Source organism: Flavisphingomonas formosensis (assembly GCF_009755815.1).
In the GTDB taxonomy this organism is placed as follows: Bacteria; Pseudomonadota; Alphaproteobacteria; order Sphingomonadales; family Sphingomonadaceae; genus Flavisphingomonas; species Flavisphingomonas formosensis.
On the sequence record NZ_WRPK01000002.1, the window covers coordinates 54299 to 68614 of the forward strand.

General features: G+C 67.2%; 14 protein-coding genes and 1 tRNA gene. 4 read left to right on the plus strand and 11 right to left on the minus strand.

All coding sequences use genetic code 11. The annotated features are described in order from the left end of the window. Window positions 1-76, minus strand: a tRNA-Val gene (locus tag GQY20_RS06405). 155 nt (window positions 77-231) lie between these two features. Here GQY20_RS06405 and GQY20_RS06410 point away from each other — a divergent pair. Further along, window positions 232-789, plus strand: coding sequence for a hemerythrin domain-containing protein (locus GQY20_RS06410; protein WP_157216250.1), 558 nt, complete (start codon window positions 232-234; stop codon window positions 787-789). A 274-nt stretch (window positions 790-1063) separates the two neighbouring features. On the opposite strand, the gene GQY20_RS06415 is transcribed toward GQY20_RS06410, so the two are convergent. The 4 genes from GQY20_RS06415 to GQY20_RS06430 form a co-directional block, all read right to left on the minus strand. Beyond that, on the minus strand, window positions 1064-1327 hold the full coding sequence (locus tag GQY20_RS06415; RefSeq protein WP_157216251.1) for a hypothetical protein: 264 nt from the start codon (window positions 1325-1327) through the stop codon (window positions 1064-1066). After that, on the minus strand, window positions 1324-1539 hold the full coding sequence (locus GQY20_RS06420; RefSeq protein ID WP_157216252.1) for a DUF1272 domain-containing protein: 216 nt from the start codon (window positions 1537-1539) through the stop codon (window positions 1324-1326). The genes GQY20_RS06415 and GQY20_RS06420 overlap by 4 nt, the downstream gene beginning before the upstream one ends. 111 nt (window positions 1540-1650) lie before the next feature. Further along, on the minus strand, window positions 1651-2775 hold the full coding sequence (locus GQY20_RS06425; RefSeq protein ID WP_157216253.1) for a Re/Si-specific NAD(P)(+) transhydrogenase subunit alpha: 1125 nt from the start codon (window positions 2773-2775) through the stop codon (window positions 1651-1653). 11 nt (window positions 2776-2786) lie between these two features. Next, the gene (locus GQY20_RS06430; RefSeq protein WP_157216254.1) at window positions 2787-2915 is read right to left on the minus strand and encodes an aa3-type cytochrome c oxidase subunit IV; all 129 of its coding nucleotides are present in this window, start codon (window positions 2913-2915) and stop codon (window positions 2787-2789) included. Between the two features lie 189 nt (window positions 2916-3104). On the opposite strand from GQY20_RS06430, the gene GQY20_RS06435 reads away from it, so the two are divergent. Then, the gene (locus GQY20_RS06435; protein ID WP_157216255.1) at window positions 3105-4526 is read left to right on the plus strand and encodes a sigma-54-dependent transcriptional regulator; all 1422 of its coding nucleotides are present in this window, start codon (window positions 3105-3107) and stop codon (window positions 4524-4526) included. A 137-nt stretch (window positions 4527-4663) separates the two neighbouring features. Continuing rightward, window positions 4664-5437 (plus strand): SDR family NAD(P)-dependent oxidoreductase, encoded by a 774-nt coding sequence (locus GQY20_RS06440; RefSeq protein ID WP_157216256.1) that lies wholly within the window; start codon window positions 4664-4666, stop codon window positions 5435-5437. 6 nt (window positions 5438-5443) lie between these two features. Here the strand turns inward: GQY20_RS06440 and folP are convergent, their stop codons facing one another. Beyond that, window positions 5444-6520, minus strand: a complete 1077-nt coding sequence (gene folP, locus GQY20_RS06445; protein ID WP_157216257.1) for a dihydropteroate synthase — start codon at window positions 6518-6520, stop codon at window positions 5444-5446. Between the two features lie 17 nt (window positions 6521-6537). Next, entirely contained in the window at window positions 6538-7677 is a 1140-nt protein-coding gene (locus tag GQY20_RS06450; RefSeq protein ID WP_157216258.1) for a site-specific DNA-methyltransferase, read from the minus strand. 312 nt (window positions 7678-7989) lie between these two features. Here GQY20_RS06450 and GQY20_RS06455 point away from each other — a divergent pair, with 312 nt between their 5' ends. Beyond that, the gene (locus GQY20_RS06455) at window positions 7990-8427 is read left to right on the plus strand and encodes a hypothetical protein (RefSeq protein ID WP_157216259.1); all 438 of its coding nucleotides are present in this window, start codon (window positions 7990-7992) and stop codon (window positions 8425-8427) included. 72 nt (window positions 8428-8499) lie between these two features. On the opposite strand, the gene GQY20_RS06460 is transcribed toward GQY20_RS06455, so the two are convergent. The 4 genes from GQY20_RS06460 to glmM all read right to left on the minus strand — a co-directional run bounded on the left by GQY20_RS06460 (window position 8500) and on the right by glmM (window position 14151). Next, a complete protein-coding gene (locus GQY20_RS06460) occupies window positions 8500-10896 on the minus strand; it encodes a TonB-dependent receptor (protein ID WP_157216260.1) in 2397 nt (798 codons plus the stop codon). A gap of 325 nt (window positions 10897-11221) precedes the next feature. Then, a complete protein-coding gene (locus GQY20_RS06465) occupies window positions 11222-11845 on the minus strand; it encodes a ribonuclease HII (RefSeq protein WP_157216261.1) in 624 nt (207 codons plus the stop codon). Window positions 11846-12016: 171 nt separating this feature from the next. After that, window positions 12017-12817: a bifunctional hydroxymethylpyrimidine kinase/phosphomethylpyrimidine kinase gene (gene thiD / locus GQY20_RS06470; RefSeq protein WP_157216262.1), complete on the minus strand. Its 801-nt coding sequence runs from the start codon at window positions 12815-12817 to the stop codon at window positions 12017-12019. Then, complete coding sequence (glmM, locus tag GQY20_RS06475; protein WP_157216263.1) at window positions 12814-14151, minus strand: phosphoglucosamine mutase; 1338 nt, start codon at window positions 14149-14151, stop codon at window positions 12814-12816. The genes thiD and glmM overlap by 4 nt, the downstream gene beginning before the upstream one ends. Window positions 14152-14316: the final 165 nt, after the last annotated feature.

Sequence of the window (14316 nt, forward strand, 5' to 3'; positions counted from 1 at the left end):
TGGTGGGCGGTGACGGGCTCGAACCGCCGACCCTCTCGGTGTAAACGAGATGCTCTACCAACTGAGCTAACCGCCCTCGCTCCCGCCGATGCCACTCCCGGCGCCGGAGAGCAAGCGGCTTGGAAGCCGCGCCTGCCGATCGTCCGCGGCCCGGCATTTCGGAACCGCTGCCCCCGTTTTTCCGTTTCTTCCGCTCTACACCGAATGCATCGGGCCGGAAGGAGCGCGAATATGGGAAAATATGAGCCGCGTAACGACCGCGGACACCATCGGATCCGCAGCGACGACCCTATCGCCCTGACCCTGCTGAAGCAGGAACATCATGTTTTCCGATCGCTCTTCGACAAGGCCGAGGAAGCCAGTGGCCGGACACGCACCGCGATCGCGCGCGAGCTGTGCATGCGGCTGTCGATCCACATGACAATCGAGGAAGAGATACTCTATCCCGCGCTGGCTCCCGTGATCGGCGAGGATGAGGTCAATGAAGGCATCGTCGAGCATGCCTCCGGCAAGGCGCTCTGCGCCGAGATCGAGCAGCTCGACGGCGATGAGCCGCTCTTCGCCTCCAAGATCCACGTGCTGGGCGAGGAGACCGTGCATCATATCGACGAAGAGGACGAGGATCTGTTCGAGGATGCGCTCGCCGCGCATGCCGCAGGCAAGCTGGATCTCGATGCCATAGGCGAACGGCTGCGCTCCCGGCAGGCCGAACTCTATGACGAGATCGCCGAAACCGGCGAGATGGGACGAACCCGCGAGGCCCAGGCCGAGGAAATAGACCGGGTCTGATCCGCTGAACGCTCCCATAGTGCCGTGCAGGATAGGAGCTACCACCACCGGGACATGCTGGAGCATCGTGCGGAAAAGTGGGAACCGGTTTTCCGCACAAAACGATGCGATCACAAAGACTTGGAAAGCAGGCCCGGCATCTTCCGGCATGACCGGGCCGATAGATAGTCACCCGTTCCCAACGATCCTGCGGAAGCTTGGCATGCAGAGCGTGCCCGTGCGCTCCTGCCCTTCATGTACGATTTCCCCCCAACGAAAGGCGAGGGTCGCCGCCTTACGGATACGCCCGCTCCTCCTCCCGCTCCCGCTTGCGCGCATCCTTCTCTTCCTTGCGGCGCGCCTTTGCGGCGCGCTCTTCCTGCTTGCGCATCGCGCGCCCGCGATTGCGGTCGGCTTCTTCGCGGCTGGTGGTCGTCCAGTCGACGCCCTTGCCGACGACGCGCACCGGCGCGGTCGCGACTTTGGCGGCAGTGCGCACCACACATCCCGTCAGCAGCAATGCCGCCGCGCATGCAAGGGTAAGCGCCGCGCGCTTCACATCGCCCCGCCGGCAGGCGCCCGTCGTAGCGCATCGCCCACGCGGGTCGGCCGCTCGACGAGCACGCCGCCGCAATTGGGGCAGCGATAACCGAGCACGTCTTCCGCACAATTCGCGCAGAAGGTGCATTCGAACGAACAGATGAACGCCCCGTCCAGATCGGCGGGCAGGCTGCTGCTGCAATGCTCGCATTGCGCTTTCATCGTCAGCATGACGGCATCCTTTCGCTTATCGTTGCTGACTCATGCTACGCCCGCAAAGCGCTGCATTCCATGCCGGAAACGATGAGCCGAAAGGCGGGTGGCGCGGCGCGCCACCGCCGGTCAGCCGAGCAGGCGCGAATTGACGACCTTGCCGTCCCGCGTCAGCGTGATCGCCTGCACGATCTCGTCTTCGGCGGGCAGCACCGGTTCGCCCTTTTCCTTGTTCCAGAACGCGTTCAGGAAATTGAAGAGGTTGCGCGCGAACAGCGAGGAAGCGTCGGCCGCCATGCGCGACGGAATATTGGCATAGCCGATGATCTTGACGCCATGCTTCTCGACGATCTCGCCCACCACCGAGCCCTCGACGTTTCCGCCCTGCTCCACGGCGAGATCGAAGACCACGCTGCCCGGACGCATCGTCGCGATCTGGGCATCGGTGATCAGCCGCGGCGCCGCCCGGCCCGGGATCAGCGCGGTGGTGATCACGATGTCCTGCTTGGCGATATGGCCCGAGACCAGCTCGGCCTGCGCCTTCTTATATTCCTCGGAGGTTTCGGTGGCGTAGCCGCCAGCGGCCTCGCTCTGTCCCTCCACGCCCTCGACGAAGATCGCCTTGGCGCCGAGCGATTCGATCTGCTCCTTCACCGCGGCGCGCACGTCCGTCGCGGAAACCTGCGCGCCCAGCCGGCGCGCGGTCGCGATCGCCTGGAGGCCTGCCACGCCGACGCCCATCACGAACACGCGCGCCGCCGCGACCGTGCCCGCCGCCGTCATCATCATCGGGAAGGCGCGGCCATAGACCGCCGCGCTGTCCACCACCGCCTTGTAGCCGGAAAGGTTGGACTGCGAGGAAAGGATGTCCATCGACTGCGCCCGCGTGATGCGGGGCATGAATTCCATCGCCAGCGCCTGCACGTTCGCCGCGGCATAGCCGTCGACGCGCGTGCGCTCGACGAACGGATTGAGGCCCGCGATCACCAGCGCGCCGGGCTTCACGCCGGCGATGCTCGCCGGATCCGGCCCCTGCACGCCCAGCACGATATCCGCGCCGGCCAGCGTGGCCGCTCGATCGCCGATCGTGGCTCCCGCATCGGAAAAGCTCGAGTCCAATATGGCGGCATTGATTCCCGCACCCGCCTCGACGGCAAGCTCGGCGCCGAGCGCCTTCAGCTTCTTGACGGTCTCGGGCGTCGCCGCGACGCGCAACTCGCCCGCGGCTTGCTCCTTTACGACAGCGATCTTCAAGGAATCGGCCTTCAGCGCGTGATCAGGAAGATGACAAGGATGGTCACGAGCGCGGTGAGCACCGTGCCGACCTTGAGCAGCGAGATGAAGCCGTCGTAGGTCTGCTCATGCGCCTTGAAGTCGCCCGCGCTGTCCGCCATTTCATATCCCCTGATCTGCTGGTCCTTCGGCGGCGGTCTCTATCCGCTGTGCAGCGCCGCCTCAAGCCCCCGAACATTTTGACGTGGCCATGGCGAATTTTGACCGGAAGCGGCTCGAACGCCACTCTCTTAAGAACGCCTTTACCTAAGCGCCGCTATAGCGTTCCGGGCTGAGACGATGGGGACGAAATGGCGCGAGAGACACCGCGAGCTCTGCTGCTGATCGACGACGAACCGGCGCAGACGCGCCTAATCGGCGCGATCGCCGCGCGCGTCGGCTGGCGCATGCACGCCGTCGCGGATCGCGATGCGGCCCGGCAATTGCTGAAAGCCGAGAAGATCGATGCCGTCCTGATCGATTCATGGGTGCCCGGATCCGACGACGGTGCACTCGTCGTCGCGATCCGCGAATCGTACCCCGACCTGCCCGTTCTGATCCTCACGGCCCAGACTTCTGTCGACGTCGCGATCGCCGCGATGCGCGCGGGTGCGAACGACTATCTGGTGAAGCCGATCACTGCCGACCGCCTGATTGCCGCGCTCAGCGCGGTCTCGGCGCGGGAGGACGAAGGCGAATTGCGCCCGCTCAGCGAGAAGATCGGCCAGGTGCTGGGTTTCGAGGAGATCGTAGGCTCCGCCCCGGATTTCCGCGCCGCCTTGGCGATCGCAGCCAAGGCAGCGCGGGCGCGCGTGCCGGTGCTGATCGAGGGCGAACCTGGCGTCGGTAAGGAAGTGATCGCGCGCGCCATCCACGCCGCCTCGCCGCGCGGACGGCGCCAGATGGTGACCGTCAATTGCGCCGCAATCGCTTCCAACCTCATCGAATCAGAATTGTTCGGCCATGAACGCGGCGCCTTTCCGGGCGCGTTCGAGCGACGCATCGGCCGTCTCGTCGCCGCGGACGGCGGCACGCTGTTCCTCGACGAAGTCGGCGCATTGCCGCCCGACACGCAGATACGGCTGCTCAATCTGATCCAGACCGGCGAAGTTCGTCCGATCGGCGGGCGCCACAGCCAGTTCGTCGACGTGCGCATCATCGCGGCCAACGACGCGCCGCTGGCCGACGCCATCGCGAGCGGTCAGATGCGCGAGGATCTCTTCTATCGGCTCGCGGTGGTGCAGCTCACCATTCCGCCGCTGCGTGCCCGTGCAGGCGATGTTCCGGCGCTCGCGCGGCACCTGCTCGCCCGTATCGCAGCCCAGCCCGGCATGCGGCGGCTGGGGATCAGCGACGACGCGCTAGCGCTGCTGATGGCCTATGACTGGCCGGGCAATGTCCGACAGCTCCAGAATGCATTGTTCCGTGCCGCCGTGCTGTGCGACGGCGAACTCCTGTCCGCGGACGATTTTCCGCACATCGCCGAGGCTGCGCAGACCCCGGCGGCGGCGCGCGGCATGGCGATGAACGGCCTGTTGGCCGCCGGATCGGGCATCACTCTCTTCGAAGCCAATGGCCATCTGCGCCCGCTCGAAGCGATCGAGGCGGACGTCATCCGCCTCGCCATCGGCCATTATCGCGGCCGCATGACCGAGGTCGCGCGCCGTCTCGGCATCGGCCGGTCCACCCTCTATCGCCGGCTCGGTGAACTCGGCATCGGCGACGCCGCCTGATCGGCTTTCCGCAGAATTTTCCGGAAAATCGAATCGTTTTGACGATGAAGCCACTGCTTTGATCAATCTCTAGACAATAAATTCGAACCATGCGTATTCGGTCGCCGCAAAATTTACGCATGCTCGCAGGAGGGATTATGAGCAACGACTTTTCCGGCAAGACCGCCCTCGTCACCGGCGCGGCCTCCGGCATCGGCCTTGCCGTGGTGCGTCACCTCGCGGCCCATGGTGCCAGGCGGATCATCATGAGCGATCTCAATGCCGACGGCCTTGCCGCCGCTGCGGCGACGATCGGCGGGGCCAAGATCGACACGCTGGCCGGCGACGTCTCCGACGAGGCCTTTTGGGAGGCCGCCGCCCCGGCGCTGGAGGGGCTCGACATCGCCCATGCCAATGCGGGCGCCGGGGGAGCCAACGTGCCGCTCGCCGATTGCGATCTGGCGGCCTGGCGGCGGGTAATGGCGGTCAATCTCGACGGCGCCTTCCTCACCATACGTTCGGCGATGCGCGCGATGAAGGCGAAAGGCACGGGCGGCGCCTGTCTGATCACCGCCTCTGCCGCGGGCGTGAAGCCCGAGCTCGGCTCGGCCGCCTATTCGGTGGCCAAGGCGGGCGTGATCCATCTCGCCAAATGCGCCGCGAAGGAAGGCGCGCCCGATCGCATCCGCGTCAACGCCTATGCGCCCGGCTGCGTCGAAACGCCGATCTGGGAGCAGCTGGACGCCTTCAAGGAACTGGAAGCGAAGATCGGCCGCGACGCGACCTTCGCCGAATTCGCGAAGACGATGGTGCCGCTGGGCCGCTTCGCCAAGCCCGAGGAAGTCGCCGCGCAGATGTGCTTCCTGCTGTCGGACGCGAGCAGCTATACCACCGGCATGCTCCTGCTCAGCGACGGCGGCTATACGCTGTAGGATGCGTCAGAGCGGGGTCAGTGCCTCGTCGCGCTGGCCCCGCCAGACGCGCAGCGCCTGCACCGTTTCATAGACGTCGTGCACGCGCAGCAGCTGTACGCCCTGCGCCGCGCCAGCGAGCGCGAGCGCGATGGATCCGCCGAGGCGCTTCTCGACCGGCGCCTCGCCTGACAGCGCGCCGACGATCCGCTTGCGGCTCGCGCCCAGCAGCACCGGGCAGCCGAGGCCGTGGAACAGCGAGAGGCCGTTGAGCAGCTGCAGATTGTGGCGCAGCGTCTTGCCGAAGCCGATGCCGGGATCGACGATCAGCCGCTCCCGCGCGATGCCCGCCGCCTCGGCAGCCGCGATGCGGTCCTCGATCCAGTCATAGACCTCGAGCAGCACGTCGCCGTAGCGCGGATCCTGCTGCATGGTCTGCGGATCGCCCTTGTAGTGCATCAGCGCGACCGGGCGGCCGGATCGCGCCGCGACGTCCATCGCGCGCGGATCGTAGGAAAGCGCCGAGACGTCGTTGATCAGCGTGGCGCCCGCGGCCACCGCCGCCTCCATCACCGCCGCCTTGCGCGTGTCGATCGACAGGGCGACGCCCGCCGCCGCCATCGCTCGGATCACCGGCACGACCCGCTCGACCTCGTCGCCCTCCCAGACCGTCGCCGCGCCGGGACGGGTCGATTCGCCGCCGACATCGACGATCGCCGCGCCGTCCGCCGCCATCGCGACGCCCGCGCTCGCCGCCGCCGCGGGGTCGCCGACATGCTTGCCGCCGTCGGAAAAGCTGTCCGGCGTCAGGTTGAGGATGCCCATCACCTGCGGCTGATCCAGCCGCACCACCCGCTCGCCGAGCGTCAGCGCCGGCCGCGGCGCGACGATCCGCCGCCATGCCGCCTCCGCATCAGGATCGCCGGCGATCGCGCGCTCGATCTCGGCGACCGGCACCATCTCGCTGCCGATCCGCCGCCCGCCATCATCGGCGATAATCTCGACCGCGGAGAACCAGACCAGCCCGCCCGCCAGCCGCGCGACGCGGCCGTCCAGGCCGAACGGCGCGTCGACGAAGGCGGTGGGCCGAAGATAGCGTTTCATTCGGCGCCCGGCCTGGCCTATTCGCCCACCTCGACGCGATGGCGTTCGCGCAACGCATCGATCGCGATCAGCGCGCCGGCCTCCTCGACATGCCAGAAGGTCCAGCCGTTGCAGGAGGGCAGCCCCTGCAGCACCGCGCCGAGCTTGTGGATCGATTCCTGCCGCCCCTCGACGACGAGCGAGGCGTCCGCCTGCACCACCGCCCGCCAGCGCCGCTTGGCGTCGGTCAGCACCGCGCCCGGCGCGATCAGGCCGGTCTCGATCAGCGCCCCGAACGGCACGCGCTTCTGCGACTTGCGCGAGGGCATCACCGTCATCGCGCTCTCGTCGAGCGGCAGCGCGCTCTCGATCCGCTCGCGCGCGGCGGCGACATATTTGGGCTCGCGCTCGATGCCGATCCAGCGCCGCTTCAGCCGCTTGGCCACCGCGCCCGTCGTGCCGGTGCCGAAGAAGGGATCGAGCACGATGTCGCCCGGCTCGGTGCAGGACAAGAGCACGCGGTACAGCAGCGCCTCGGGCTTCTGCGTCGGATGGGTCTTGTGGCCGTCATCGTCCTTCAGCCGCTCGGCCCCGCCGCAGATCGGCAACACCCAGTCCGAGCGCATCTGCAGCTCGTCGTTGAGCGCCTTCATCGCCTTGTAGTTGAAGGTGTAGCGCGCCTTCTCGCTCTTCGCGCACCAGATCAGCGTCTCATGCGCGTTGGTGAAGCGCGTGCCCTTGAAGTTCGGCATCGGATTGGCCTTGCGCCACACGATGTCGTTGAGCACCCAGAAGCCCTGGTCCTGCAACGCAGCGCCGACCCGGAAGATGTTATGATAGCTGCCGATCACCCAGATCGTGCCGTCATCCTTCAGCACCCGGCGCGCCTCGGCCAGCCAGGCGTGGGTGAAGCGGTCATAGGCCTCGATGCTGTCGAACTTGTCCCAATCGTCGTCCACGGCGTCGACCATGCCGCCCTCGGGCCGCCACAGATCGCCGCCGAGCTGCAGATTATAGGGCGGATCGGCGAAGATCATGTCGACCGAGCGATCCGGCATCGCCTTCATCGCCTCGATGCAATCCTGCTCGATGATCCGATCGAGGGACAGCAGGCTGAGCTGCGGCCGGCCCGACACAACATTTCCCCGCTTCGCCTCCGCGCGCTTCGCAGCCGCCATATCCGAAATCCCCCGTCTTGCCGCGGAATCCTGAGTCAGCCGGACTCCGCGGTCAAGCTCAAAGACTTGATCGCCGCCGCTGCGGCCGGGCCGCAACCGGCGGAACACAAGGAGTCCGCCACAGCATATGGAGTCCCGCGCCCCTGGCAGGACTCAACTGCTTGTGGTGTGCCCGCGCGGACTCGCCGGCCAACATTTCGTCGCAAAGGGCATCGGGCGGCGACACATCGCGGCAAGCGACGCTTAACCATGATCCTTGCCGCCCTCCGCCGCGTTGCGATAGGCTGTTTCACCGGGAGCATCGCACGATCCATGCGCAAACGGAGCCGGAGCCAGCGAATTGCCGTCCGCGTCGCACGCGCCGCGCCCTGGCTGCTCACCTTGTCGTCGCCGGCCGCCCTCGCCCTGCTCGCCTCGGCGACGGGCGCCCTTGCCGGGCTGGTCATCGTCGGCGACGTCGCCGCGCCACCGCCGCCGCGGCCGGGCTATCCGATCAACCCGGCCCACCGCACCCGCCTCGCCCAGCCGCTCGCCGAGACGCAGCCGGAGAAGCTACCCGCCCTCGCCTTGCCCCCGCCGCCCCGCGTTACCTGGATCGGCCCCACGAGCTTCCCGGGCGCGCAGCAGGCCGGCTTCCGCTGGACCCTGGAGGCGGGCCTGCGCGATGCCGCCCATTGCCCGAGCATCACCGCCGAATTCCACCAGGGCTGCATCGATGCGATCGCGGCGCGCCTGGCATCCGAGATCTGAAATCGCGCCTTCTTCCGGACGCGTTTACGGAGATTTGGCTGAGGCAAGGCCGAGGCAAACGGCCCGCCTCCCTCAGAACGCCCCCTTGATCGTCAAACCATAGGTGCGCGGATCGGCAGGCTGGCCGACGATCAGGCCGGTATTGCCCGACTGGGTGGCCAGCACCTCGTAATAATCCTTGTCCAGCGCGTTGCGGACCCAGCCGAACAGGTCCCATCCCGTACCGAAGCGAAAGCCCGCGCGCAGGTTGAGCAGAGCATAGCCGGCAATGTCGGTGTAGCGCGATCGCGACGGATTGGACGAGAAGGTGGAACGATAGCTGCCGTCCACGCCGAGATAGGCCTGCCCCTCCCGCCCGGCGATCGTCGCCGGCAATGCATATTCGCCGCCGAACGAGGCGGACCAGCGCGAGACGCCGGGCAGCCGCTGGCCGGATATGTCGCACGAGGCCGGGCTGACCCCCGGCGTTCCCGGCGCGGACGGCACCGGCCCGCTGCTGCCACCGGAGAGTTCGGGCGGGCACGGCGCGTCGACGAAGCGGACATATTTCGCGTCGGTGAAGGCCCCGGAGGCGTAGAGGCTCAGCCGGTCCGTCGGCCGCGCCGAAAGATCGGCCTCCAGCCCGCGCGTGCGCACCTTGCCGGCATTGGCGAGATAGCCGCGCAGCACGCCGAGCTGCCCGTTGGTCACGGTCGCCTGATAGTCGCGCACGTCCGTCCAGAAGGCGGAAAGGTTGAACGACAGCCGACGGCCGAGCCACTGGCTTTTCAGCCCAATCTCGAAATGGTCCACCTTCTCGGGCTTCACCGTGGCCGAGGCGAGGATCGGCTGGTTGTTGCCGTCGAGCGGCAGGCCGGAAAGATTGATCCCGCCCGATTTGAAGCCGCGGCCATAGGTGGCGTAGCCCAGCACGTCCGGCGCGATATCGTAAGAGAGGGTGAAATCGCCCGAGACGTTCCAGGCGCTGAACCGCGGATCATAGCTTTGCGGCGCCAGCACGCCGCGCTGTTCGGACGTGAGCACGGTCGATCCGCTGCCGGTCGTCACCGTGGCGACATAGGATCCCGACTTGCGGTCGTAATTGACGCGGAAGCCGGGCTGCAGGCGCAGCTGGTCGGTGACGCGCCAGCCGATCTGCCCGAAAGCGGCAAGGCTGCTGTTCTTCAGCCCGATCGCATTTTCCGAGCGCAGCCCGTCCAGCACCGCGGGATCCTGCGCCGACGCGCTCGCCGGGTTGAGCAACCAGCGGCTCGCCGCGCTGCCCTGTTCCTGCACGCCGCTGGTCTTCAGCGTCTGGCGGAAGGCGAACAGGCCGGCGACGAAATCGATCCGCCCGGCCGTTCCGGCATAGCGCAGTTCCTGCGTCCACTGCCGCTGGCGCGATGGATTTTGCGAAAGGGTGGTGATCGGCAGGCCGGTGAAATCGCGATCGTTGGACGGATCCCAGTTCCAGAATCGCCACGCGGTGACCGAGGTGAGCGTGCCCGGCCCGATCTCCCAGCGCGCGCGCAGCGACACGCCGCCGATCTGCTGCTCCGCGCGCAGCTCGGAATCGAGGTCGGTCAGCCGGTCGAAGGCGTTGGTGCTGGGCGGCGCATAGCCGAAGGCGGCGGCAAGCGCGGCGAACTGCCGGTTCAGCGGCCGCTGGGTAGCGCCGGTGCGTACATAGATTTGCGCGCAGCAGTTCGGCGCCTGATCGTTATAGTCGCCCGAGAAAGTGAGATCGAGCCGATCGGTGGCGCGCAGCAGCAGCTGCGCCCGCACCGCCTTGTTGTCGAGCGAATTGACATGCTGCCGGCTGGTGACGTTGTAGATCGTGCCCCGCCGCGTCGTCACCGCGCCGGACAGGCGCAGCGCCAGCCGGTCTTCGACCAGCGGCGCCGAGAAGGACGCCTTCGCCTGGAGGAACTGAAGATTGCCGGCGGTGAATTCGGCGCGTGCCTCGGGCGTGAAGCTCGGCGCGCGGGTCGTGATGCCGATCGCGCCAGCCGTCGTGTTCTTGCCGTAGAGCGTGCCTTGCGGCCCGCGCAGCACCTCCACCCGCTCGATATCGACAAAATCGAAGGTCGAGGACGCGACCCGGCTGTTATAGACCTCGTCCACATAGATGCCGACACCTTGCTCGATGCCGTCATTGGTAAGGCCGAACGGCGATCCCAGGCCGCGGATGTTCAGCGTCGTGTTGCGCGGATTGGTGGAATAGAGCGTCAGGCTCGGCTGCAGCTGGGTCAGCCGCGCGACGCTGAACGTGCCTGTCCTATCCAGCATCTTGCCGCCGAGCACGGCGATAGCGAGCGGCACCTTCTGCACCGATTCCTCGCGCCGCCGGGCCGTCACGAGTATGTCCGCCTCGCCCGGCTCGGCCATCGCCTCCGCCGGGGCAGCGCACAGCGCGGGCGACGCGGCGGTCGACAGGAAAGCGACGAACACGGATTGCGCGATCGGGCGGCGGTTGGAATATCTGCGCATCTTCAATCCCCTTAATCTCTGCCAGAGAAATAGAGATTGAACCGACGGGCGGTCGACGAACAAAATTTATCGGTGGCTGGATTAGTTCTTGATTCTGGAAATAGTTCGTCACAATTCGGAAAGAGATCGGAATTGTTCGGATATACATTCACCGTCCTGCCGGACCAGGATGACGATAGATCAAGCCATCAGGGTATTTGGTAAACCATTGCACTGAGCTCGTCGAAGTGCTCCCTTCCTTTCATCGCCGGAAGGCGGAAGGGAGGCGCTGAGCTTCAGCCGGCCGTCTCGACGAGTTCAGCCCAAACGGATCTCGGCCGTCCCCCTACAACAGCTTCATCGCCACCGGCGCGAAGCTGCGGCGGTGGAGCGGGGTCGGGCCGAGCCTGTCCAGCGCCTCGCGATGGTCGGCGGTGCCATAGCCCTTGTTCCGGGCCCAGCCATAGCCGGGATGGAGCGCGTCATAGTCCGCCATCATGCGGTCGCGCTCTTCCTTCGCGATGATCGAGGCGGCGGCGATCGACAGGCAGAGCGCATCGCCGCTGACGATCGCGGTCGCGCGATAGCGCCAGCGCGGCAGCCGGTTGCCGTCGACCAGCACCATGCCCGGATCGATGCCCAGCGCATCCACCGCGCGATGCATGGCCAGCATCGTCGCATGGAGGATATTGATCGTATCGATCTCCTCGACGGTCGCGATGCCGACGCCCACCCGCGCGACCTGCCGGATCTCGCCACACAGCGCCGCGCGCCGAACCGCGCTCAGCTTCTTCGAATCGTTGATCCCGTCCGGCACATAGGCGCGGTCGAGCACCACGGCCGCGGCCACCACCGGCCCGGCGAGCGGACCGCGCCCCGCCTCGTCGACGCCCACCACGGGAAGCGGGTGGGGATGTTCCAGGTCGAAAGTGGGTCCGATCACGGAGGATCCGTCAGAATGTGTCGACATCAGCCTTTCTCGTCACCCCGCCGAGAGCGGGATGCCTGCACAAGTCCACCGGCTTCCACATCGTCACTCCAGCGGAAGCTGGAGTCACTCTCGAATGTCGCGCGGCCGCGTCTTCAAGCGATGCCAGGGTCCGCCGGCATGACGAGATAGCCTGTCTCATGTCGTCGTGACCTAATGGCTTGGACGCGCGCGCACCAGCCCCTGGCCCATCGGCCCGTGTCCAGCGCCGAGCCCCGGCGCCGCCATCATCGCCGCGCGCACGAAGGCGCGGGCGCGGCCGACCGCCTCGTCCATCAGCAATCCCTCGGCGAGGCCGACCGCGATGCCGCTCGCCAGGGTGCAGCCGGTCCCGTGGGTCGAGCGGCTCTCGATGCGCTCGTCCGTCCAGTCGAACAGCTTTCCCTGGAAATCGACCAGGCTGTCGACCAGCGCGCCCTCGAAATGGCCGCCCTTGGCGAGCACCGAACAGCCATGGCGATCGACCAGCAGGCGGGCCGCCGCCACCGCCTCCGCCGGGCCGCCGACCGCAAGGCCGGTCAGCGCCGCGAGTTCCGGCGCATTGGGCGTCGCCACCGTCGCGATGTCCATCAGCCGTGCGAAGGCAGCGATGATTGCCCCGTCGGCCAGGGTCGCGCCGCTCGTCGCCACCATCACCGGATCGAGCACGATCGGCACGTCGCGCAGCCGCTCCAGCCGGTCGGCCAGCGCCTCGGACGTCGCCGCCGATCCGATCATGCCGATCTTCACCGCATCGACGCCGATATCGTCGATCACCGCGTCCATCTGCGCGATCACCATCGCCGTCGGCACCGGATGCACTGCGGTCACGCCCAGCGTGTTCTGCGCGGTGATCGCAGTGATCGCGGTCATCGCATGGCCGCCCAGCGTGCTGACCGTCTTGATGTCGGCCTGGATACCCGCGCCGCCGCCGGAATCGGATCCCGCGACGATCAGGATGCGCGGCGTCCTCACGCCGCCCGGCGAACCGCGTCGCAGATGCTGTCGACCACCTGCTCGACCAGCGCGTCGTCCTCGCCCTCCGCCATCACCCGGATCAGCGGCTCGGTGCCGGACTTGCGGATCAACAGACGCCCGGTTCCGTTCAGCCGCGCCTCGCCCTCGGCGATCGCTGCCTTGACGGTCGCATCCTCCAACGGCTTGCCGCCGGAGAAGCGGACATTCTTGAGCAGCTGGGGCAGCGGATCGAACAGGTGCAGCAGCTCATTGGCAGGCTTGCCCGATTCGACGAGCTCGGCAAGCACCTGCAGCGCCGCGATCAGCCCGTCGCCGGTGGTGGCATGATCGGCCAGGATGATGTGGCCGGACTGTTCGCCGCCGACATTATAGCCGCCGCTACGCATCGTTTCGAGCACGTAGCGATCGCCCACCGCCGCTCGCTCCAGCGTCAGCCCCTGCCCGCCGAGGAAGCGTTCGAGGCCGAGATTGGACATCACCGTGGCGACGATGCCGCCGCCGCGCAGCAGCCCCTGCCGCGCCTGGCTGCTGCCGATCAGCGCCATCAGCTGGTCGCCGTCCACCACCTTGCCGAGATTGTCGACCACGATCAGCCGGTCGGCATCTCCGTCCAGCGCGATGCCGATATCGGCGCGCGTCTCCAGCACCTTGGCGCGCAGCGCCTCGGGATCGGTGGAACCGCATTTGTCGTTGATGTTGATGCCATTGGGATTGACGCCGAGCGCGATCACGTCTCCGCCCAGTTCCCACAGCGCCGAAGGCGCGACATGATAGGCCGCACCGTTGGCGCAATCGACCACGATGCGCAGCCCGTCGAGCCGCAGATGCTCCGGAAAGCTCGATTTGGCGGCGTGGATGTAGCGCCCGCGGGCATCCTCAACGCGCCGCGCCCGGCCGATGTCCGCCGAGGCTACGAGCTTCGGCGCACGGTCCAGCGCCGCCTCGATCGCCGCCTCGTCCGCATCGGACAGCTTGTAGCCATCCGGGCCGAACAGCTTGATGCCGTTGTCCGCAAAGGGATTGTGGCTGGCCGAGACCATCACGCCCATGTCCGCCCGCATCGATCGGGTGAGCATGGCGACCGCCGGCGTCGGCATCGGGCCAACCAGCACCACGTCCATGCCGACGCTGGTGAAACCGGCGGTCAGCGCGCTCTCCATCATATAGCCGGACAGGCGGGTATCCTTGCCGATCACCACCCGGTGGCGATGGTCGCCCCGCCGGAAATGCGCGCCCGCCGCCTGGCCGACGCGCATCGCGATCTCCGCGGTCATCGGCTCGTCGTTGGTACGCCCGCGGATACCGTCCGTCCCGAAATATTTCTTCGCCATTTGCTGGATTCCCGCCCGCTGCCGGGGCTGCTCTTAGGATGATCCGCATCAAGATAATCTGAACGGGCCCAGCTTGCCAATCTTCATCCTCCCCCAACGGGGGAGGGGGACCGCGCGTAGCGCGGGGGAGGGGTTCCGCTCACCGCACGCGCATCGCCTGTTGCC